Raw genomic sequence first — 16,732 nt, 5'->3', positions numbered from 1 at the left:
CTCCATCTTATAAAAAAAAAACCGGAAACAAGTTCCGGTTTTTTACGTTCATTTTATAATTTGACTACTACATCGTTGCAGCGGCTGCATAGTGTTTCGTGCTTCTCCATCTTGCCTACAGTATCACTATAAATCCAGCAGCGTTCACATTTTTGACCTTCCGCTTGTGATACGACAATTGACAATGCCATATCCTCTACTTGATATGCACTTTCCGGTGCTTTTGAAGTATCTTCTACAACATGAATCTTTGATACAATCAAAATATTTGCCCACTCTTTATCCATAGCTGATAATTGAGTAAATATCTTATCATTTGCATACAGTGTAACCTCTGCATCCAAAGAATGTCCAATCACCTTATTACGTCTAGCAGTTTCTAACGCTTTCGTAATCTCACTGCGCATTGCCAATATAGAAGTCCATTTTGCTTCTAAGTCAGCATTAAGATATTCATCATGAACCATTGGCCAATCAGCCAACTGCACACTTTCTGGCATATTCTGTTCTTGTTTCATATGCTGCCACACTTCTTCAGCAGTAAAGGTAAGAACAGGTGAAATAAGACGTACCAAAGTACTTACGAGTTCATACATAACAGTTTGTGCTGCTCGCCGCTCTTTGGAAGCAGGCAAAGCTGTGTATACGCGATCTTTTAATATGTCTAAGTAAATTGAGCTTAAATCAACAGTACAAAAATTATGTACTGTATGATAGATTAAATGGAACTCATACTCTTCATACGCTTTTGTAACTTTCTCACGAACTTGTTCTAATCGTAAAAGTGCCCACCGATCGATCTCTAATAACTCATTATAACCCACTCTATCTGTATCTGGGTTAAAATCATGAATACTGCCCAGAATGTAGCGGAAGGTGTTGCGTATTTTTCGATATACTTCAGACAATTGTTTCAAGATATCGTTCGAAACACGAACATCCGCCTGATAGTCAGCAGAGGCTACCCATAAACGCAAAATGTCAGCCCCATATTTTTTGATAACATCCTGTGGAAAAATAACATTACCAACGGATTTAGACATTTTACGACCATCACCATCTACCACAAAACCATGAGTAAGAACCGCTTTATAAGGGGCAATTCCCTTTGTTGCCACTGATGTTAATAAAGATGACTGAAACCACCCTCGATGCTGATCACTTCCCTCTAAGTATAAGTCAGCCGGCCATGCAAGTTCTTCATGCTGCTCTAGTACAGCTGCATGACTTGACCCGCTATCAAACCAAACATCCATAATATCCGTTTCTTTGCGAAAACTATCGTGACCGCAATGGGAACAAGTAAAGCCTTCTGGCAATATTTCACTTGAGTCTTTGGCCCACCATGCATCAGAACCTTCTTGACGAAATAAATTCTTAACAGCAGTAATTGTTATATCATTGATAACATGTTCATTACATTGTGTACAATAAAAAATAGGAATTGGAACTCCCCATACCCTTTGACGGGAAATACACCAGTCATGACGATCCGCCACCATATTATGTATCCGGTCTTCACCCCAGCCAGGAATCCATTGTACATCTTTAATCGCTTGCAATGCTTGTTCCCTAAACCCATCTACTGATGCAAACCACTGTTCCGTTGCCCGATAAATAACAGGATTTTTGCAACGCCAGCAATGAGCGTATTGGTGTTTGATTTTACCCTTGCCAAGCAACATACCACGTGCTGCTAGTTCTTTGATTACAGGGACATCAGCATCATGTATTAACATGCCTTCAAATATGCCACCTTCAGCTGTAAAGCGCCCTGCATGGTCCACGGGATTAATGATTGGCAATCCGTGCCTTATACCCGTTTCAAAATCGTCTGGGCCGTGTCCTGGAGCCGTATGTACACAGCCAGTACCTTGTTCTAGGGTAACATAGTCGGCCAAAACAATTATAGACTCCCGCTCGATAAAGGGATGGGAGAAAACCACACCTTCAAGATCAGCCCCCTTTAAAGTGGACAATATCGTATAGCTTTCTAGTTTATTATCTTTTGCTACCGCTTCAATTAATTCTACTGCTAAAAGATAAATTTCACCTTGGGATTCCACCCATGCGTATTCTAATTCCGGATGAACAGCAATGGCAACATTGGCCGGCATTGTCCAAGGCGTGGTTGTCCAAATGACACCATATACATTTTCAGCATTTATTCCTACAGGCAAAGTCCCTTTATCATCCACTAAAGGAAATTTAACATAAATGGTATGAGATTTTTTTTCTGCATATTCAATTTCAGCTTCTGCCAAAGCAGTCTCACATGAAGTACACCAATACACCGATTTTAAACCCTTATAAATATGACCTTTCTTAGCCATTTCCCCAAAGACCTCGATCTGCTTTGCTTCATAGACAGGCCGCAATGTTACATATGGATTGTCCCAATCAGCACCAATACCTAAACGTTTGAAGTCTTGACGCTGGGTATCAACAAATTTCAAAGCATAATCTTTACATTCACGACGTAAATCCAATGGTTTTAGTTCATGCCTATTTAGACCGAGTATTTTTATGGCAGCATGTTCAATCGGTAGACCATGAGTATCCCAACCAGGCACATAAGGAGTATTAAATCCGCGTAATGATTTGTATTTCAAAATCATATCTTTTAAAATCTTATTTAAAGCATGACCAATATGAATATCACCATTCGCATAAGGAGGCCCATCATGTAAGATAAATTTAGGCTTTTCCACCTGCGTTGTACGTTTCTCATAAATTTTTTGTTGCTTCCAGTAATTGAGCATTTCAGGCTCTCTTTCTGGTAAATTTCCTCGCATTGGAAATTCAGTTTGCGGTAAATTAAGGGTTTTACTATAATCCAACAATAACACCTCCAAAAAAATAAAACCTCTTCATCCCTGAAGGGACGAGAGGTTGTTTCCCGTGGTACCACCCTAATGACTGTTACAGCCACTTTTGTAACGATATAACGCTCGTTAAACGGCAAATCTTACTGTATTTCAGTTTGCAGTTCAGGAGTGATCTTCACTAAACTTGATTACTATTAGGCTTACACTATTCCTAACTCGCTGTAAAATCAGTTTTTTAGCTACTGTCTCCATCATAACTTGTATTAGTATTAACATTCTACAATAAAGTTGATTATAACCAATAAAAGGTACATTGTCAAATTACCTATTCATCCTCACCAGATTCACCTAATATCTCCAACTGTGCTTGTACAAGGGTACGCATACGAACACGATATACATCAACTTGTTTTTTCAAATCCTGATATTCACTAGCCATACGACGTACTTTGTTGGCAGCTTCCTCTACGAGTTTCTGAGCGTTGATCTCTGCTTCTTTTATCATTAGTTCTGTTGTCTTTTTAGCATTTAACTTTACTTCTTCCGCTGTTTCCTGAGCAACAATTAACGTATTATGCAAAGTGTTTTCCATATGTTGAAAATGTTCTAATTTACTATTAAGTCGGTCCATATTCTCTTTCAACTCAATATTTTCCCGATATAATAGCTCATAATCTTTTATGACTCGGTCAAGGAATTCATCAACATCTTCTTCGTTATATCCTCGAAAACTTCTCTTAAATTCTTTATTATGAATATCTAAAGGGGTTAGCATGAATACACCTCCACGTATCTACATAAAACGTTTTAATACAACACTCATTCGTCCTTTTCTGGTTTGCCCCAGTACTTCACAAACTTCGACTCTCCCCCGTCCACGCATTGAAATAACATCATTTTCTTTAATGGACTGAGCACTATTTTTAGCTTCCTGCCAGTTTATTTTTAGTTTACCTGCCACGATTTCCTCTGACATTCTGCTGCGGGAAGTTCCAAAACCAGCTGCTGCTATGACGTCCAATCGAAGAGAAGCTACAGTCGTTTTGATTTCCTTTACTTTTTCTTCTCGAGGAGCAATATCTGCGATCTTCAATTGCGTAATACTGATAGGCGCCGCACCAATCTTACTGAAATTTTGCATAAGAAAATTGAAGAAAGATGAATCGATAATAATTTGGCATCCATGCCCACACATAATGATATCACCAATAATTTCTCGCTTGATACCTAATGCCATCAATGCCCCCAGCACATCTCGATGAGTGATTTGATAATATCTCTCATCCCATGTTACGGAGACAGCCTCTACTGCAGCATCAGGGGTACCCCGAAACTCTTCATTTATAAAAACAGCTTTAACTCGCTCCGCCCCATCATAACCACCGCTGGCTACCAGCTTTAATCGATCATAATGTGCACCAATCGTTTCTGCAATGCTATAACCGTAAGGATCCAGAAACTCTGTTACTTTGTACTTTCGATTACGCAATGCCGCTTCAGCTAAATCCAATAATTTAGCTGCTAATTCACCTTCACCGCTAGCCTGATAATATCGTATAATTTTTTCTCGGTCACCCATGTGATTTTTTCCCCATCTCCTGTGAACGTTTTGTAGCTGCTTGTACTGCATCAATTAAAGCTGCTCTTACACCCTTTTGCTCTAATACATGTATACCCGCAATAGCAGTTCCACCTGGAGAAGTTACCATATCCCTTAATCTTGCGGGATGTTCCCCTGTTTCCAGAACCATCTTAGCTGCTCCCAATAAGGTCTGAGCTGCCATAACCAATGAATTTTGTCTGGACAAGCCAACCCGGACACCTGCATCTGTTAATGCATCAATAAGTACAAAGACGTATCCCGGACCACTACCTGATAATCCCGTTACTGCATCCATAGCATTTTCATCCATAATAATGGCTCTACCTACAGAAGCAAAAATAGTTAATACTAATTCGCCATTTTCTTCACCTGCATAATGCCCCAAAGCAAGAACAGACATCCCTTCCCCTACTGACACCGGAGTGTTTGGCATAACTCTTACAATTGGAATCCGTATCAATTTGCTCTCAAGTATTCCAATTGTAATTCCCGCTGCAATTGATACAACTAAGGTTGTAGGTGAAAGCAGTGGTGCAATGGCATCTAATACACCATTAATAATCTGAGGCTTCACAGTTAAAAACAATATATCTGCTGCTTTTACAGTATCCTTAATACTTAACGTCGTAAGTACACCAAATTTCCCAGCCATATGCTCTAGACGATTCTGTGAAATATCATTTACGATAATTTGACTCGGCGTAACTAAATTAGCTTTTAATATTCCATCAATTAAGGCTTCAGCCATAGCTCCGCTACCGATAAAACCGATTTTTTTATTCTGCAACATCTGGTAATCCCCCGTATTTTAACTCTTTATTTATTCCATGGTAAAAATTCTTTATCACTGCCTTCTTCATGAGGGCTATAAGTAACATCTACATTATTAGGAGCACAGAGAAATATATTGTTACCAATTTTTTGAATGCTCCCAGCTAAAGCATAGGTAGTCCCACTAATAAAGTCAATCATGCGCTTAGCAACTTCTTTATCACAATTCTCAAAATTCACAACAACAGGTTTTCGATTTTTCAAATGATCAGCTACATGTTGAGCATCATCAAAAGAGAATGGCTCCACTACCATAACTTTCATTTGTTTCTGAGCAGTGGGTAAATTTACTAGGTTACTATTTTTTTTTCCTTTCCCTACTTCTAATTCTTCTACTTTTTGCTTTGGATCTTCCTCAGCCTCTACAGGTTCAAATAAGCCTAAGCTTCCCCAGACTTTTTCCATAAACTTCATGTTCCTTTATACCTCCCTTTAATATTGACGCTGTCCAAATATCCCAGTACCAATACGTACTAAATTTGCTCCCTCTTCAACACCTACGATATAATCATTTGTCATTCCCATAGATAGCCACTCTATATTTGTATTCGCCAAATTCATATCTTTTAGTTCCATAAATAATTGGCACATATTGCGAAATAGAGGTCTGGCTTGCTCTGCATTGTCATAAAAAGGGGCAATCGTCATCGCTCCGCATAATCGGACATGCTCTAGATTGCTAATAGACTTCGCTAATGTTAAAGCATCTTTGGAAGCGATCCCAAATTTGGTATCTTCATTAGCCATATTAACCTGGATCAGAATATCTTGCCTTTTCCCTAAGGCACCGGCAATACGATCAATTTCCAGAGCCACTTTTTTACTATCTACAGAATGAATCAGATCAAACAGCTGGACTGCTTGACGAACCTTATTGGTCTGCAAATGACCGATAAGATGCCATTCCACTTGTTTTTGAAGTATTTGAGCTTTTTTAGCGGCTTCTTGTATTCTATTTTCGCCAATTGCCAGCACTCCAGCAGCAACCGCTTCTTGAATGGCTGCTACATCATGATTCTTTGTTACAGCTACCAATTTAACATTTTTAGATTCATTAATTAATGTCTTACTTCTCTTATGTACAGCACTATGAATATTTTCTATAACTTGGGTTAAGTTTGTTCGAATAGACATGGTAAACCCTCCATTATATGCATTATTCGCGAATAAACATTAATTTCCTCTTAAGTATCTCCTAAACATAAAAAATATATTGACATTACAATAATAAGAAAAACGCTCCGCATCCTTTAAAACAGATAAAACGAATCGAACCACAAAGACGCACAGGACACAAAGGGTGGGTATTTATATTTTTTGTGCTCTCCTTTGTGTGCCGCAGCTGCGGCATTGTGCCTTTGTGGCTCATAATTTCTTATATGTTTTCACTTGCAAAACTTATAAATTCTAAAAAAAATCTTGTAAGCATTCGCTTACAAGACAATAACAGCTCCGATTCTTCCAGTAGCCCCATTTTCTTTTCGATAAGAAAAAAATAATTCATGATTACAAGCAGTACACACTCCACTGGTTACCACGTTACTTCCTTTCACACCAATTTCTTCCAATTGGTGTACATTGGCTTTCCACAAATCAAAATACCATTTGCCTTTTTCATTGGCTTCTTTTATTAGTTCTTCCCAATTATTGAATTGTTTTTTTAGTTTATTAATTACGATTTCATCAACAACATAGCAGCAAGGACCAATAGAAGGAGCTATTCCAACCAGACAATCCTCAGGTTTCGTACCAAAATTAGATTGCATGGAAAGGATTGTTTTTTGCGCAATCTTTTCCAACGTTCCTCTCCAACCTGCATGAACTGCGCCAATAGCCCGCTGTACCGGATCTACAATTAGCACTGGAACACAGTCAGCAAAAAATAACATTAAAGGAATTCCCGGAACATTAGTTATCAGAGCATCTGTATTTGGAATTGCATCCTCGTAGCTGCCTGCGCCTCTTCCTTTTGCTTCTTGGGTTACCACTGCAATATGATCCGTATGAAGCTGTTGAGCGGTCACAATATGTTCTGAATGAATCCCAATCCCTTGACAAAACAGCTGCCGATTTATAATAACACTCTCATCACAATCGCCTGTATGCAGCGCTACATTCAAGGAATGAAATGGCGGCTTACTTACCCCGCCAAACCGACTAGATATACCATGTTTAATAGCTAATGCACTGAAATGGGTAAACGTTCCATACCATTGCCCTCTAGTTCCATAGTTTAAAATAAATCGCTCCATCACTACACACTCCTATCAGCCTTTTTACATATTCCACACCGAGTACAGCCTTGCGCACATGGAGCAGTAAATTCTTCTTTTTTAGCCTCTTCTAATTCTCGTTCTAAGTACAATGAATCCAGCCCCATATCCAGCACTTTCCAAGGCAGAATTTCACTTTCTGGCTCCCGCTGACGATATAAGTAATCTTCCTCACGAAGCATGTTCTTTTTCATCGCCTGCTTAAAACCTTTACTGCCGCCCTTCTCGTGAGCATCTAGCAATACAGCAGACAACCGCCGATCTCCTCTAGCTAAAACACCTTGAATATAAGCTTCTTTTGGCGATTCAACCAATACTTCTATTCCTCTTTGTTGCCGCAAACTAGAGCTAATATACTTTAGCCTTTTTTCCACTACTGAAACCTGTGTCATGGGCATCCACTGAAAAGGTGTAAAGGGTTTCGGAATAAAGGGATTAATACTTAAGGTTAACCGTCCTCTACTGCCTAAAGATTCCATATACTCTTTAATAGTTATTGCCATGGTAACGATTTCTTCAATGTCTTCGTCTTCCTCATAAGGTAATCCAATCATAATATAGAGTCGAATATGGGGTATCCCTGCGTTAACCGCCATTTTAATGGAATTAAATAGATGCTCATCTGTAATGGTTTTATTAATCACTTTGCGCAAACGGATACTCGCAGCTTCCGGCGCTAAAGTAATTGTTCGATGTTTGCTAACAGCCAATGCACTTACCAAATCCAAGGTAAGAGTATCGGCTCTTAAAGAGGCCACAGACATATGCATTCCTTGTTCTAAAATAATATTACATAACGAATCAATCTCAGGATAATCAGAAATCGCAGCCCCCATTAATCCAACCTTACTGCGATATGCTTTTGCCTTTACAACGGCGGCTTCTAATGTCTTTAGCGATCTTACTCGAGGATTTCGATAGCAATACCCTGCCATACAAAAGCGGCAATGGCGGCCACAGCCACGAGCTACCTCAATCAAAAACATATCTTTAAACTCAGTATTTGGAGTTACAACCACCGTCTGCGCCTCATATTGATCCAACTCTTGAATCCAGCGCCGCTGTACATGCTGGGGCACTCCCTCAGAACAAGATACTTTTTTAATCGTACCATCTGCTTTATATTCCACTTGATAAAAACAAGGCACATATGCACCAGGAATTTGTGCTATTTGAAATAAAATTTCCTGCCTAGAGATATTATTATCACGTGCCTGATAATAGACATCTAATATTTCGTGTATGATTTCTTCGCCTTCACCAATGATAAACACATCAAATAAATCAGCTAAAGGTTCTGGATTAAAGGTCGCACAAGGACCGCCTGCAATAACCAAAGGATCTTTTTCTCCCCGATCAGCAGCTAATACAGGAACCTTTCCAAGCTGTAAAATACTTACTACATTAAAATAATCCATTTCAAATGTTAGAGCAAAGCCGATTAAAGAAAATCCATATAATGGACGTTGCGTTTCGATGGTCATTAACGGTGTATTCGTACGAATATATTCAGGCTCTGTTTTTCTGTCAGGTAAAAATAACCTTTCACAGGCTGTATCTCCCCTAGAATTGACTTGTTGATAAATAATTTGAAATCCTAAATTGGACATTCCTACATGATATGTATTTGGATACACTAATGCAAAGCCTCGACGTGATCCAGGAGGAAAAACCATCGCCCCCTGTTCTTCTGCCAAAGTTTTCTGTAACTTTTCTTTTAATTGCCAAGTCAAAACTTATCACTCCATCTTAAATACGATACATTCCTTTTAACCATCTTATTACAGATGTGCTACACGCTGCTCTAATTCTTCATGCTTTGCGTCATTAAAGCGATCAATGGTACTCAGATAACCAGTGATGCGTCGTACTCTTTTGATGTCAGACATAGAACATACAGGGCATGTATCCCCACCAATTACACCGAGATAGCCACAACCTTCACAAAAATCTACGGGGAAATTAATACCTGCATATCCAATATCACATTGCTGCATGTAACGAATCACATCTTCAACTGCCTTGAGGTTATTTACAGGAGGTGCTGTAAACTCCACATAACTAATATGACCTGCATTTGTATATTTATGATAAATCGCTTCTATTTTTATTTTATCATATACACTAATGGAATAATTGACAGGAATATGAAAGGAGTTAGTATAATAATCTTTATCTGTTACACCAGGGATCAAGCCATATTCACGGCAATCCATTTTGACAAAACGTCCTGCTAATCCTTCTGCCGGTGTTGCCAGCAACGTATAATTCAACATGTATTTATCCGTAGCCTTATCAACTTTGTTGCGCATAAATGCCACAATTTCCTCACCCAATATTTGGGATTCCTCACCTTCACCATGATGATAGCCCGTTAAGGCAATCAAAGCTTCAGCTAAGCCAATGAAGCCTACTGATAACGTGCCATGTTTGATCACATCTGCAATCATGTCATTTGCAGCTAATTTATCTGAATCCAAATATAAGCCTTGCCCCATTAAAAATGGCATATCTTTTACTCTTAATTTCCCTTGCACCTGATAACGATGAAACAACTGTTCACAAGTTAAATCAATGAGATCGGATAAGCTCTGATAAAACTTCATTAAATTTCGTTCTGCCTGAATCGCAAGCCTAGGTAAATTGACCGTGGTAAAACTAAGATTTCCCCGTCCATTCGTTACTTCCGGTCCGCATTTATTAGACATAACTCTAGTACGGCATCCCATATAACCAATTTGATCACCATAAGGTTTGTTAAATGAAGCATCCATGAAACTAAAAGTAGGATTCAAGCGCTGAGAAGCTACACGGATTGCCAGCTTAAATAAATCATAATTAGGGTCTTTCTTATTAAAGTTAATACCTTCTTTTACACGAAAAATAATATTGGGGAATATAGGGTTCTCTCCATGGCCTAACCCCTTCTCATATGCTAATAAAAGATTTTTTGTTACTCTACGTCCCGCTGGTGTCGTATCTGTACCGATATTCAGACTAGAAAATGGAACTTGTGCTCCTGCCCTGCTATGCATAGAATTGAGATTATAAATAAATGCTTCCATTGCCTGATAAACCTCTTCTTCTTTAATGCCTTCCATAAAAGGAGCCATATCCGAATCAAAGAAAGCAAAAGACTGACCACCATGCATATCATTTTGCGAACTTTGCAAAATAATAGCAGCTAAAGCCGCTGCAGATGCTGGGCGCTTCGGTGGCCGAATATAGCCATGCCCATTATTAAAACCATCTTTTAATAATTTACCAAGAGGAATTTGTACACAAGTTAATGTTGTTCCATAAAAGTCTAAATCATGAATATGAATGTCTCCTTTTATATGAGCATTAGCCATGTGTTCAGGAAGTAAGCGATTCAAATAATAAGATTTACTGGCAGCGCTGGCAATCTGCAGCATTTTGGCTGAAGGAGAATTAGAAATATTAGCATTTTCTCGATTGGTTTCTACTAAGATTTCTGCAACAGCATCCATCAAATAGGATTGGCCATCGCGCATACGAGTTCGTTTATCTCTATACAAAATATAGGCTTTCGCCGTTTTTGCATGTCCTTTTTCAATTAAGATTTTTTCTACAGCATCCTGGACCTCTTCAACACCAAATGTTCCTCCATTATATTCTTGTTTTAAAAAGCGCAGGACATCTAATGTTAATTCCATTGCTAATTGTTTATCCGCTCCACCTACAGCTTTAGCAGCTTTAAAAATAGCTTCCGTAATTTTATTTTCATCAAAGGAGACCTCACGTCCATCTCGCTTTTTAATTTTCATAATGATACCAATTCCTCACTTTATATAGGTTATACTGTAATTATTGTTTATTTTTCATCAATGCTTGCAATTCTTCCATAAAATTATTAATATCTGCAAATTGCCTATACACTGAAGCAAATCGAACATATGCTACTTGGTCAAGATCTTTTAAATGTTTCATTACAATTTCGCCAATTTGTTGCGTAGAGATTTCTCGTTCCATCGTATTGCGAATATCTCGCTCTACCCGCTCTCCTAAAGCTTCTATTTCATTAATTGGTATATAGCGTTTCTCACAAGCCCTTACAATCCCATTTAATAATTTACTCTGTTCAAAGATTACACGACGACCATCTTTTTTTATTACCATTAAGGGGGATTGTTCGATCATTTCATATGTAGTAAAGCGGCGCATACATTCCAAACACTCACGCCTACGCCGAATTGTACTCCCCTCTTCCGCTGCTCGTGAATCAATCACTCGACTTTCTACACAACCACAAAATGGACAACGCATAGGAATTCCCCCTTTTGATAATCATTCAACAAGCTTCATAAAGTAACAGCCTTTTCCTGATGTATTCTCAACGATATTTTTAACGAGCTAATACCCACCAGCTCACTACAAAATTTTGCTGTTACATTGTCTTACTAGATATTGTGCTCTATTATTTACTTTACGCCATATATTGTGCTTCTCCTGCTTAGCTTTTTAATAAAATTTAATTTTAATAAAAACAACAAAAGAAAACGACTGCCAACTTTATAAAAAAGCTGCAATCGTTATCATTATATCATATGTACGTAACATATTTACTAATCCTTATTTATCCAGGTGTTTGATTTCGGCAAAAGCAGTAGCCTCTACTAAAATAACATCAAACCCTATTTTATTAATTTTATCCCAAGGAATTACAACATCCTCGCTGCGGCCAAATAAGCCTAAAAACCTGCCATTTCCCGGAACTACGATAGCTGTTAATCTTCCACTTTCCACATCAATTTCAATATCTGTAATCGCCCCTAACCTTTTACCATCAACAATATTAATTACTTCTTTAAGTTTAAGATCTGATACGCAATTGGTAATGCCTTTCATATCATCCACACCCCCAATACATTCTATGAGGGACAAGAAGATTTATGATATCCCATTTTAATAAAGTTTATTTGATGAACACCTAAGCTTGCTATTTCCCTATTCTATTTTTCCTTGCTCTGCTTTGCAGTATATGCTAAACAATTCTGCCCAGAGGCCCCTCTAACCACCTTGGAAGGCGATGATGCACTTTTAATCCCCATAGCCCTACATCCATAGGGAAAATTTCGATCCCAAGTTGTATAAAGATACACACACTTACTACATATGGGTTTTTGCATATAATTTCTATCACCTCTAAGGCAGTCAAACCATCCATACTTGTAAAAACAATACGATTCATTTACACTTTATAATCTACCGTTACACCAACTCGTCCAGCAGCATGACTCGCTCGATTGACAATCTCATCTTTCTTTTCTTCTTTATCTTCTTTTTTCTTTAGCGATTGATTGTTTGTCTTTTCTTTCGGCATATATTCAGGTCTTTTGAATAGTTGTATACGTCCAATAGGCTTCACTCGCAATGCTTTTTCAACTGCTTCAATTGGTGGAATTCGTTCATCTCTTTTCATACCAATCACCGCCTAATATACTTCTATACACTTATTAAAACATGCTCTGATATACCTGTCAATAAATCCTCTTTAAGCCTTAAAATATTCTTTACATTATTTATCGTGAATTTCCATATATTTTTCTATTTCTTCTCTGCTATTGTACTGACAGATACCTGTCTGAATAAAAGCATTGGCAACCGCTCTTTCAAGAGTTACTAATTCAGGTATATTACTCTGTTCCACATACTCAATAACTCTGCATTCACCATTTTCAATGGCAGAGTATGGTCCACCATTCTGATTCGTCCTGCCAATAATTAGACCACGAAATATGCCTTTACAGGGCTTTCTCTCACGTGACATATTGATCACCTCATCTAAATCTATGTGAGAACACTACTATTGATACCTTTGTCAATAATAAAGAAGAGAACACGAACCTAACGATTCGCGTTCTCTCCTGTAAGACAGCAATTTAAAATTTATATGCAACTGCAGCACGGAAAGAAGTATTATCAGCATCAGTGTCAATTGCAGAATTGCTTTTATATAATAAGTTCAGTGAAGTGGTTTTATCAAATTTGTGGTTATAAATATAGTATGCACCTTTTTCTCCACGATCCCAATCAGTATAAATATCTGCATTAGCATCAGTTCTGTGGGAATAAGCGGATAAGTTATTTTTATCATCAAAGGCATATGTTACCCCAAGGACGAGAGCATCATTTTTAGTATCAGCATCAGATTTAATATAATCCGCTACAAAGCTGGCTTTACCAGTAGTATATTGGACATCAGTTCCCCAAAAAGTTCTATCACTACCCGCATTAGGATTAGCCTTTGCAATGGTACCTCCTACAGTCCAATCTTTTACAGGACTATAAGAAGCATGAACCGAATAAACCTTATCTTTAGTATCTTTATCACTTTTACCAGCAACAATTTGTAATGAAGTTACACCAGATTTTCCAGTAGCGACTACACCATCAAAAAGTACCATATCTTCTCCAATATATCCTTCACTACTATATAAAAGAGCGGTAGGGCTAATAGAAAGCCCCTGGCGTCCTACTTTATATTGAAAATCGTTTTCCTTTACGATAATTCCATATTGATCAATAACAGCTACGCTATTACCATATTTAGCTTTGGAAAAATCCGGACCAATTTTGTCTCCGCTAAGAGATTGTGCAGCAAAACGGGCAAACAAATCAACATTATTGCTTAAGGCTGTTTTGGCATTTAGGCGAAAACTATATATGCCGCCTTGAGTATCAGGATCACCATCAGCAGTATTAGAACGGTATTGTACTTTGACTTGACCATCAAGTTCTACAGGAGCGGCAAAGGCAGCTCCTGTAGTTAAAACCATAGCGGCAGCAAGAGCAGTAGTAATTATTTTCTTCATCATATTTCCCCCAATATTATTGTTCCCCTATGGCTTCTTCGGTACCGATAGATATCCAGCGTGTATTTGGCTCCCCACCGACTAGCCAGCTTGCAGCTCTATCCAGATGTTATACAGATCCACCTCCAAGTACATCTAAGACTATACTTACAAAATTTTAGGATTATCGTTAATTCGTCGGACAAATCATAAAATCCTGCCGGAAATAAAAACAAATGTTTTTATTTTTAGTACATTCATTGATATTAATTATCAAAGAATCGCAGTAGTGTACTATGTCTCTTGCAAAAATACGTTTTTATGCGTTTTAACATTTGGACTAGTTAAAAAGCCATGGTATAATAGACTTATCTCTTACAAGATGCAACAATCGAGCAAAGGAGGAATGCACTTTGGATTTACAGGCTCTATTACTTGATAAGAAGAAAAAAGCAAATGAAAACAATAAATCATTCTTAAAGGCGGCTAAAGGAAAAGCTAACAATACCAGCCATCAAATGCCCATGAGAAAAGCCGGCAGAGGAAAATAAGTTTCAAATAAAAAAGACTAAGATATGGATGGAATGCTAGTCTTAGTCCCACTTATAGAAGATGGAATCTTAGGGTGTTTTTAGTCATTGGATACATTCTTCTAAGATGGCAGAACATGTGTTCTGTCATTTTTCTTTTATCCTCACATAAAAATAGATAACACTCAATAATAATGGAGGATATTATGAATGCGCTATATGTGAGAGTGTCAACAGATGACCAAGCCCGCAAAGGTTATTCTTTAAACGACCAAATCGCTGCCTGTCGCAATCATTTATTAGCGATAGATCACACCAGAATAAAAGAATATATTGACGATGGCTATAGCGGAGAATATTTAGAGCGACCCGGCCTTGATAAACTACGAAATGATTTACAAAACGGGATCATAAAAATCGTAGCTATTTATGATCCTGACCGTCTTTCCCGTAATCTTACCAATCAATTGATTATTGCTGATGAAATAGAAAAAACAGGTGCCAGAATTACTTTTGTTACCGGCGATTATGATTCCTCACCAGAAGGCCGCTTATTCTTCAGTATGAAAGGCGCTATTTCTGCTTATGAAAAATCAAAAATTCGTGAAAGAACTTCCCGCGGCCGCCGAGCGAAAGCAAATCAAGGAAAAATCGTCTCCAATGCCCGCCCCTTTGGCTATGACTGGGACAAAAAAAATAGCATGTATGTCATCAACGAAGAGGCAAGTAAAACCATTCAATTCATTTATCATTTATGCATTCATCAAGGCTATGGATCAAGGCGGATTACTTTAGAGTTAGCACGTCTTGGTATTGTCGGCACAAATAATCGCCCGCTCTCGATCTGCACTGTCTCACGCATTCTTACTAAAGAAATGTATCATGGACAGCATTATCTTTTTAAGCAAAAAACTTGTAAAACAGGTCAGAATAGCCGCGAAATCAAAGATAATCCTCCTGAAGCTTGGATTCCTGTTACAATACCTGCAATAGTCACTCGTGAAATGTGGGAATCTGCCCAATTGCAGATCCAACGAAATAAGAAATTGGCAACACGTAATAATAAACATAATTATCTTTTACGAGGATTGCTGCACTGTGCTCTCTGCGGACGTTCCATGACAGCCTATGCTCGTCCTGCTAAGCGAAAAAATGGTAGTGATAAAATCTACTATTATTATTCCTGTATTTCCAAAGAATCAAATACCTATGCAGTCAATGGCACCTCTTGCCAGTGTCGCCGAATACCCGTGGAAGATTTAGAACAAGCTGTCTGGCAATGCCTCGTTACCCTAGCAACTGCTAAAGATCATTTACAAGAATCCATACTTACCAACACCAATTTTAACTATTCAGAACAAATAACAAATTTACATGCTCTCCAAGTTGAACTAAAGAAGAAAAAAATAAATACCCTGCGTTGGTATCAGGAGAATTTGATTGATAGCGAAACAGTAGAAAGAGAATTACAAACCCTAAATAAGGAGCTAACTACTATCCATCACGATATATCTGAGCTGAGAACTCTCCAAGAAAAAATAAATCAGCTGGTAACATCACCAGCTGATTTAATCACTGCTAAAACTTTTACAGAAAAACGCAATGTATTACTTAAACTCTCGTATCGTATTTTTGCCGTAAGACTTAATGATTCTTTCGAATTTTACCTTGAAAAATAAATTTAATGAAAAAAACCGCCAACATCTCTTTTATGAGTACCGATTAAAAAAGCCATGTTTGTTTTTACCATTTGAATATCTGACATGTTAAGATCTGACGTCTTTATCATATTTTTCCCCCCTACACCTCTGCTTGTTCCATATAGTATATGAAGTTAAAGAGTAAAGGTGTC

Annotated in this window: 17 protein-coding genes and 1 other annotated feature; of the genes, 2 read left to right on the top strand and 15 right to left on the bottom strand. The window is 38.0% G+C overall.

What is annotated here, in order from left to right; genetic code table 11:
* Positions 1-53 precede the first annotated feature (53 nt).
* The 15 genes from ileS to FR7_RS10665 form a co-directional block, all read right to left on the bottom strand.
* Entirely contained in the window at positions 54-2,849 is a 2,796-nt protein-coding gene (gene ileS / locus FR7_RS10735; protein ID WP_272942556.1) for an isoleucine--tRNA ligase, read from the bottom strand.
* A gap of 28 nt (positions 2,850-2,877) precedes the next feature.
* Positions 2,878-3,092 (bottom strand) — a binding site (T-box leader).
* Between the two features lie 61 nt (positions 3,093-3,153).
* Positions 3,154-3,603, bottom strand: a complete 450-nt coding sequence (locus FR7_RS10730) for a DivIVA domain-containing protein (protein WP_007934703.1) — start codon at positions 3,601-3,603, stop codon at positions 3,154-3,156.
* Between the two features lie 18 nt (positions 3,604-3,621).
* Positions 3,622-4,407, bottom strand: a complete 786-nt coding sequence (locus FR7_RS10725; RefSeq protein ID WP_007934705.1) for a YlmH family RNA-binding protein — start codon at positions 4,405-4,407, stop codon at positions 3,622-3,624.
* On the bottom strand, positions 4,400-5,221 hold the full coding sequence (gene proC, locus FR7_RS10720) for a pyrroline-5-carboxylate reductase (protein ID WP_007934708.1): 822 nt from the start codon (positions 5,219-5,221) through the stop codon (positions 4,400-4,402). The genes FR7_RS10725 and proC overlap by 8 nt, the downstream gene beginning before the upstream one ends.
* A 26-nt stretch (positions 5,222-5,247) precedes the next feature.
* On the bottom strand, positions 5,248-5,676 hold the full coding sequence (locus FR7_RS10715; RefSeq protein WP_007943784.1) for a cell division protein SepF: 429 nt from the start codon (positions 5,674-5,676) through the stop codon (positions 5,248-5,250).
* Between the two features lie 18 nt (positions 5,677-5,694).
* Positions 5,695-6,396 carry a YggS family pyridoxal phosphate-dependent enzyme gene (locus tag FR7_RS10710; RefSeq protein WP_007934713.1) on the bottom strand — a complete coding sequence of 234 codons (702 nt, stop codon included), beginning with the start codon at positions 6,394-6,396 and terminating at the stop codon, positions 5,695-5,697.
* Between the two features lie 299 nt (positions 6,397-6,695).
* On the bottom strand, positions 6,696-7,514 hold the full coding sequence (gene pgeF / locus FR7_RS10705; RefSeq protein WP_007934716.1) for a peptidoglycan editing factor PgeF: 819 nt from the start codon (positions 7,512-7,514) through the stop codon (positions 6,696-6,698).
* A 2-nt stretch (positions 7,515-7,516) separates the two neighbouring features.
* Entirely contained in the window at positions 7,517-9,268 is a 1,752-nt protein-coding gene (locus FR7_RS10700) for a TIGR03960 family B12-binding radical SAM protein (protein ID WP_007934717.1), read from the bottom strand.
* Between the two features lie 48 nt (positions 9,269-9,316).
* Entirely contained in the window at positions 9,317-11,323 is a 2,007-nt protein-coding gene (nrdD, locus tag FR7_RS10695) for an anaerobic ribonucleoside-triphosphate reductase (protein WP_007934719.1), read from the bottom strand.
* Between the two features lie 40 nt (positions 11,324-11,363).
* A complete protein-coding gene (gene nrdR, locus FR7_RS10690; RefSeq protein ID WP_007934721.1) occupies positions 11,364-11,822 on the bottom strand; it encodes a transcriptional regulator NrdR in 459 nt (152 codons plus the stop codon).
* Between the two features lie 306 nt (positions 11,823-12,128).
* Positions 12,129-12,404 carry a YlmC/YmxH family sporulation protein gene (locus FR7_RS10685; protein WP_007934722.1) on the bottom strand — a complete coding sequence of 92 codons (276 nt, stop codon included), beginning with the start codon at positions 12,402-12,404 and terminating at the stop codon, positions 12,129-12,131.
* A gap of 136 nt (positions 12,405-12,540) precedes the next feature.
* Positions 12,541-12,747, bottom strand: a complete 207-nt coding sequence (locus tag FR7_RS24175) for a hypothetical protein (protein ID WP_017531400.1) — start codon at positions 12,745-12,747, stop codon at positions 12,541-12,543.
* Positions 12,748-12,978, bottom strand: a complete 231-nt coding sequence (locus FR7_RS10675; RefSeq protein ID WP_007934724.1) for a hypothetical protein — start codon at positions 12,976-12,978, stop codon at positions 12,748-12,750.
* A gap of 96 nt (positions 12,979-13,074) precedes the next feature.
* Complete coding sequence (locus FR7_RS10670; protein WP_007934726.1) at positions 13,075-13,326, bottom strand: hypothetical protein; 252 nt, start codon at positions 13,324-13,326, stop codon at positions 13,075-13,077.
* A 112-nt stretch (positions 13,327-13,438) separates the two neighbouring features.
* Positions 13,439-14,371, bottom strand: coding sequence for a porin (locus FR7_RS10665; RefSeq protein ID WP_007934728.1), 933 nt, complete (start codon positions 14,369-14,371; stop codon positions 13,439-13,441).
* 392 nt (positions 14,372-14,763) lie between these two features.
* Here FR7_RS10665 and FR7_RS23480 point away from each other — a divergent pair, with 392 nt between their 5' ends.
* Both FR7_RS23480 and FR7_RS10660 read left to right on the top strand, forming a co-directional pair.
* Positions 14,764-14,901: a hypothetical protein gene (locus tag FR7_RS23480; RefSeq protein WP_017531399.1), complete on the top strand. Its 138-nt coding sequence runs from the start codon at positions 14,764-14,766 to the stop codon at positions 14,899-14,901.
* A 173-nt stretch (positions 14,902-15,074) separates the two neighbouring features.
* Positions 15,075-16,559, top strand: coding sequence for a recombinase family protein (locus tag FR7_RS10660; protein ID WP_237715567.1), 1,485 nt, complete (start codon positions 15,075-15,077; stop codon positions 16,557-16,559).
* Positions 16,560-16,732 lie beyond the last annotated feature (173 nt).

The sequence above is a fragment of the Pelosinus fermentans DSM 17108 genome (assembly GCF_000271485.2).
In the GTDB taxonomy this organism is placed as follows: Bacteria; Bacillota; Negativicutes; order DSM-13327; family DSM-13327; genus Pelosinus; species Pelosinus fermentans.
This window is presented reverse-complemented; position numbering and strand designations above follow the sequence as displayed.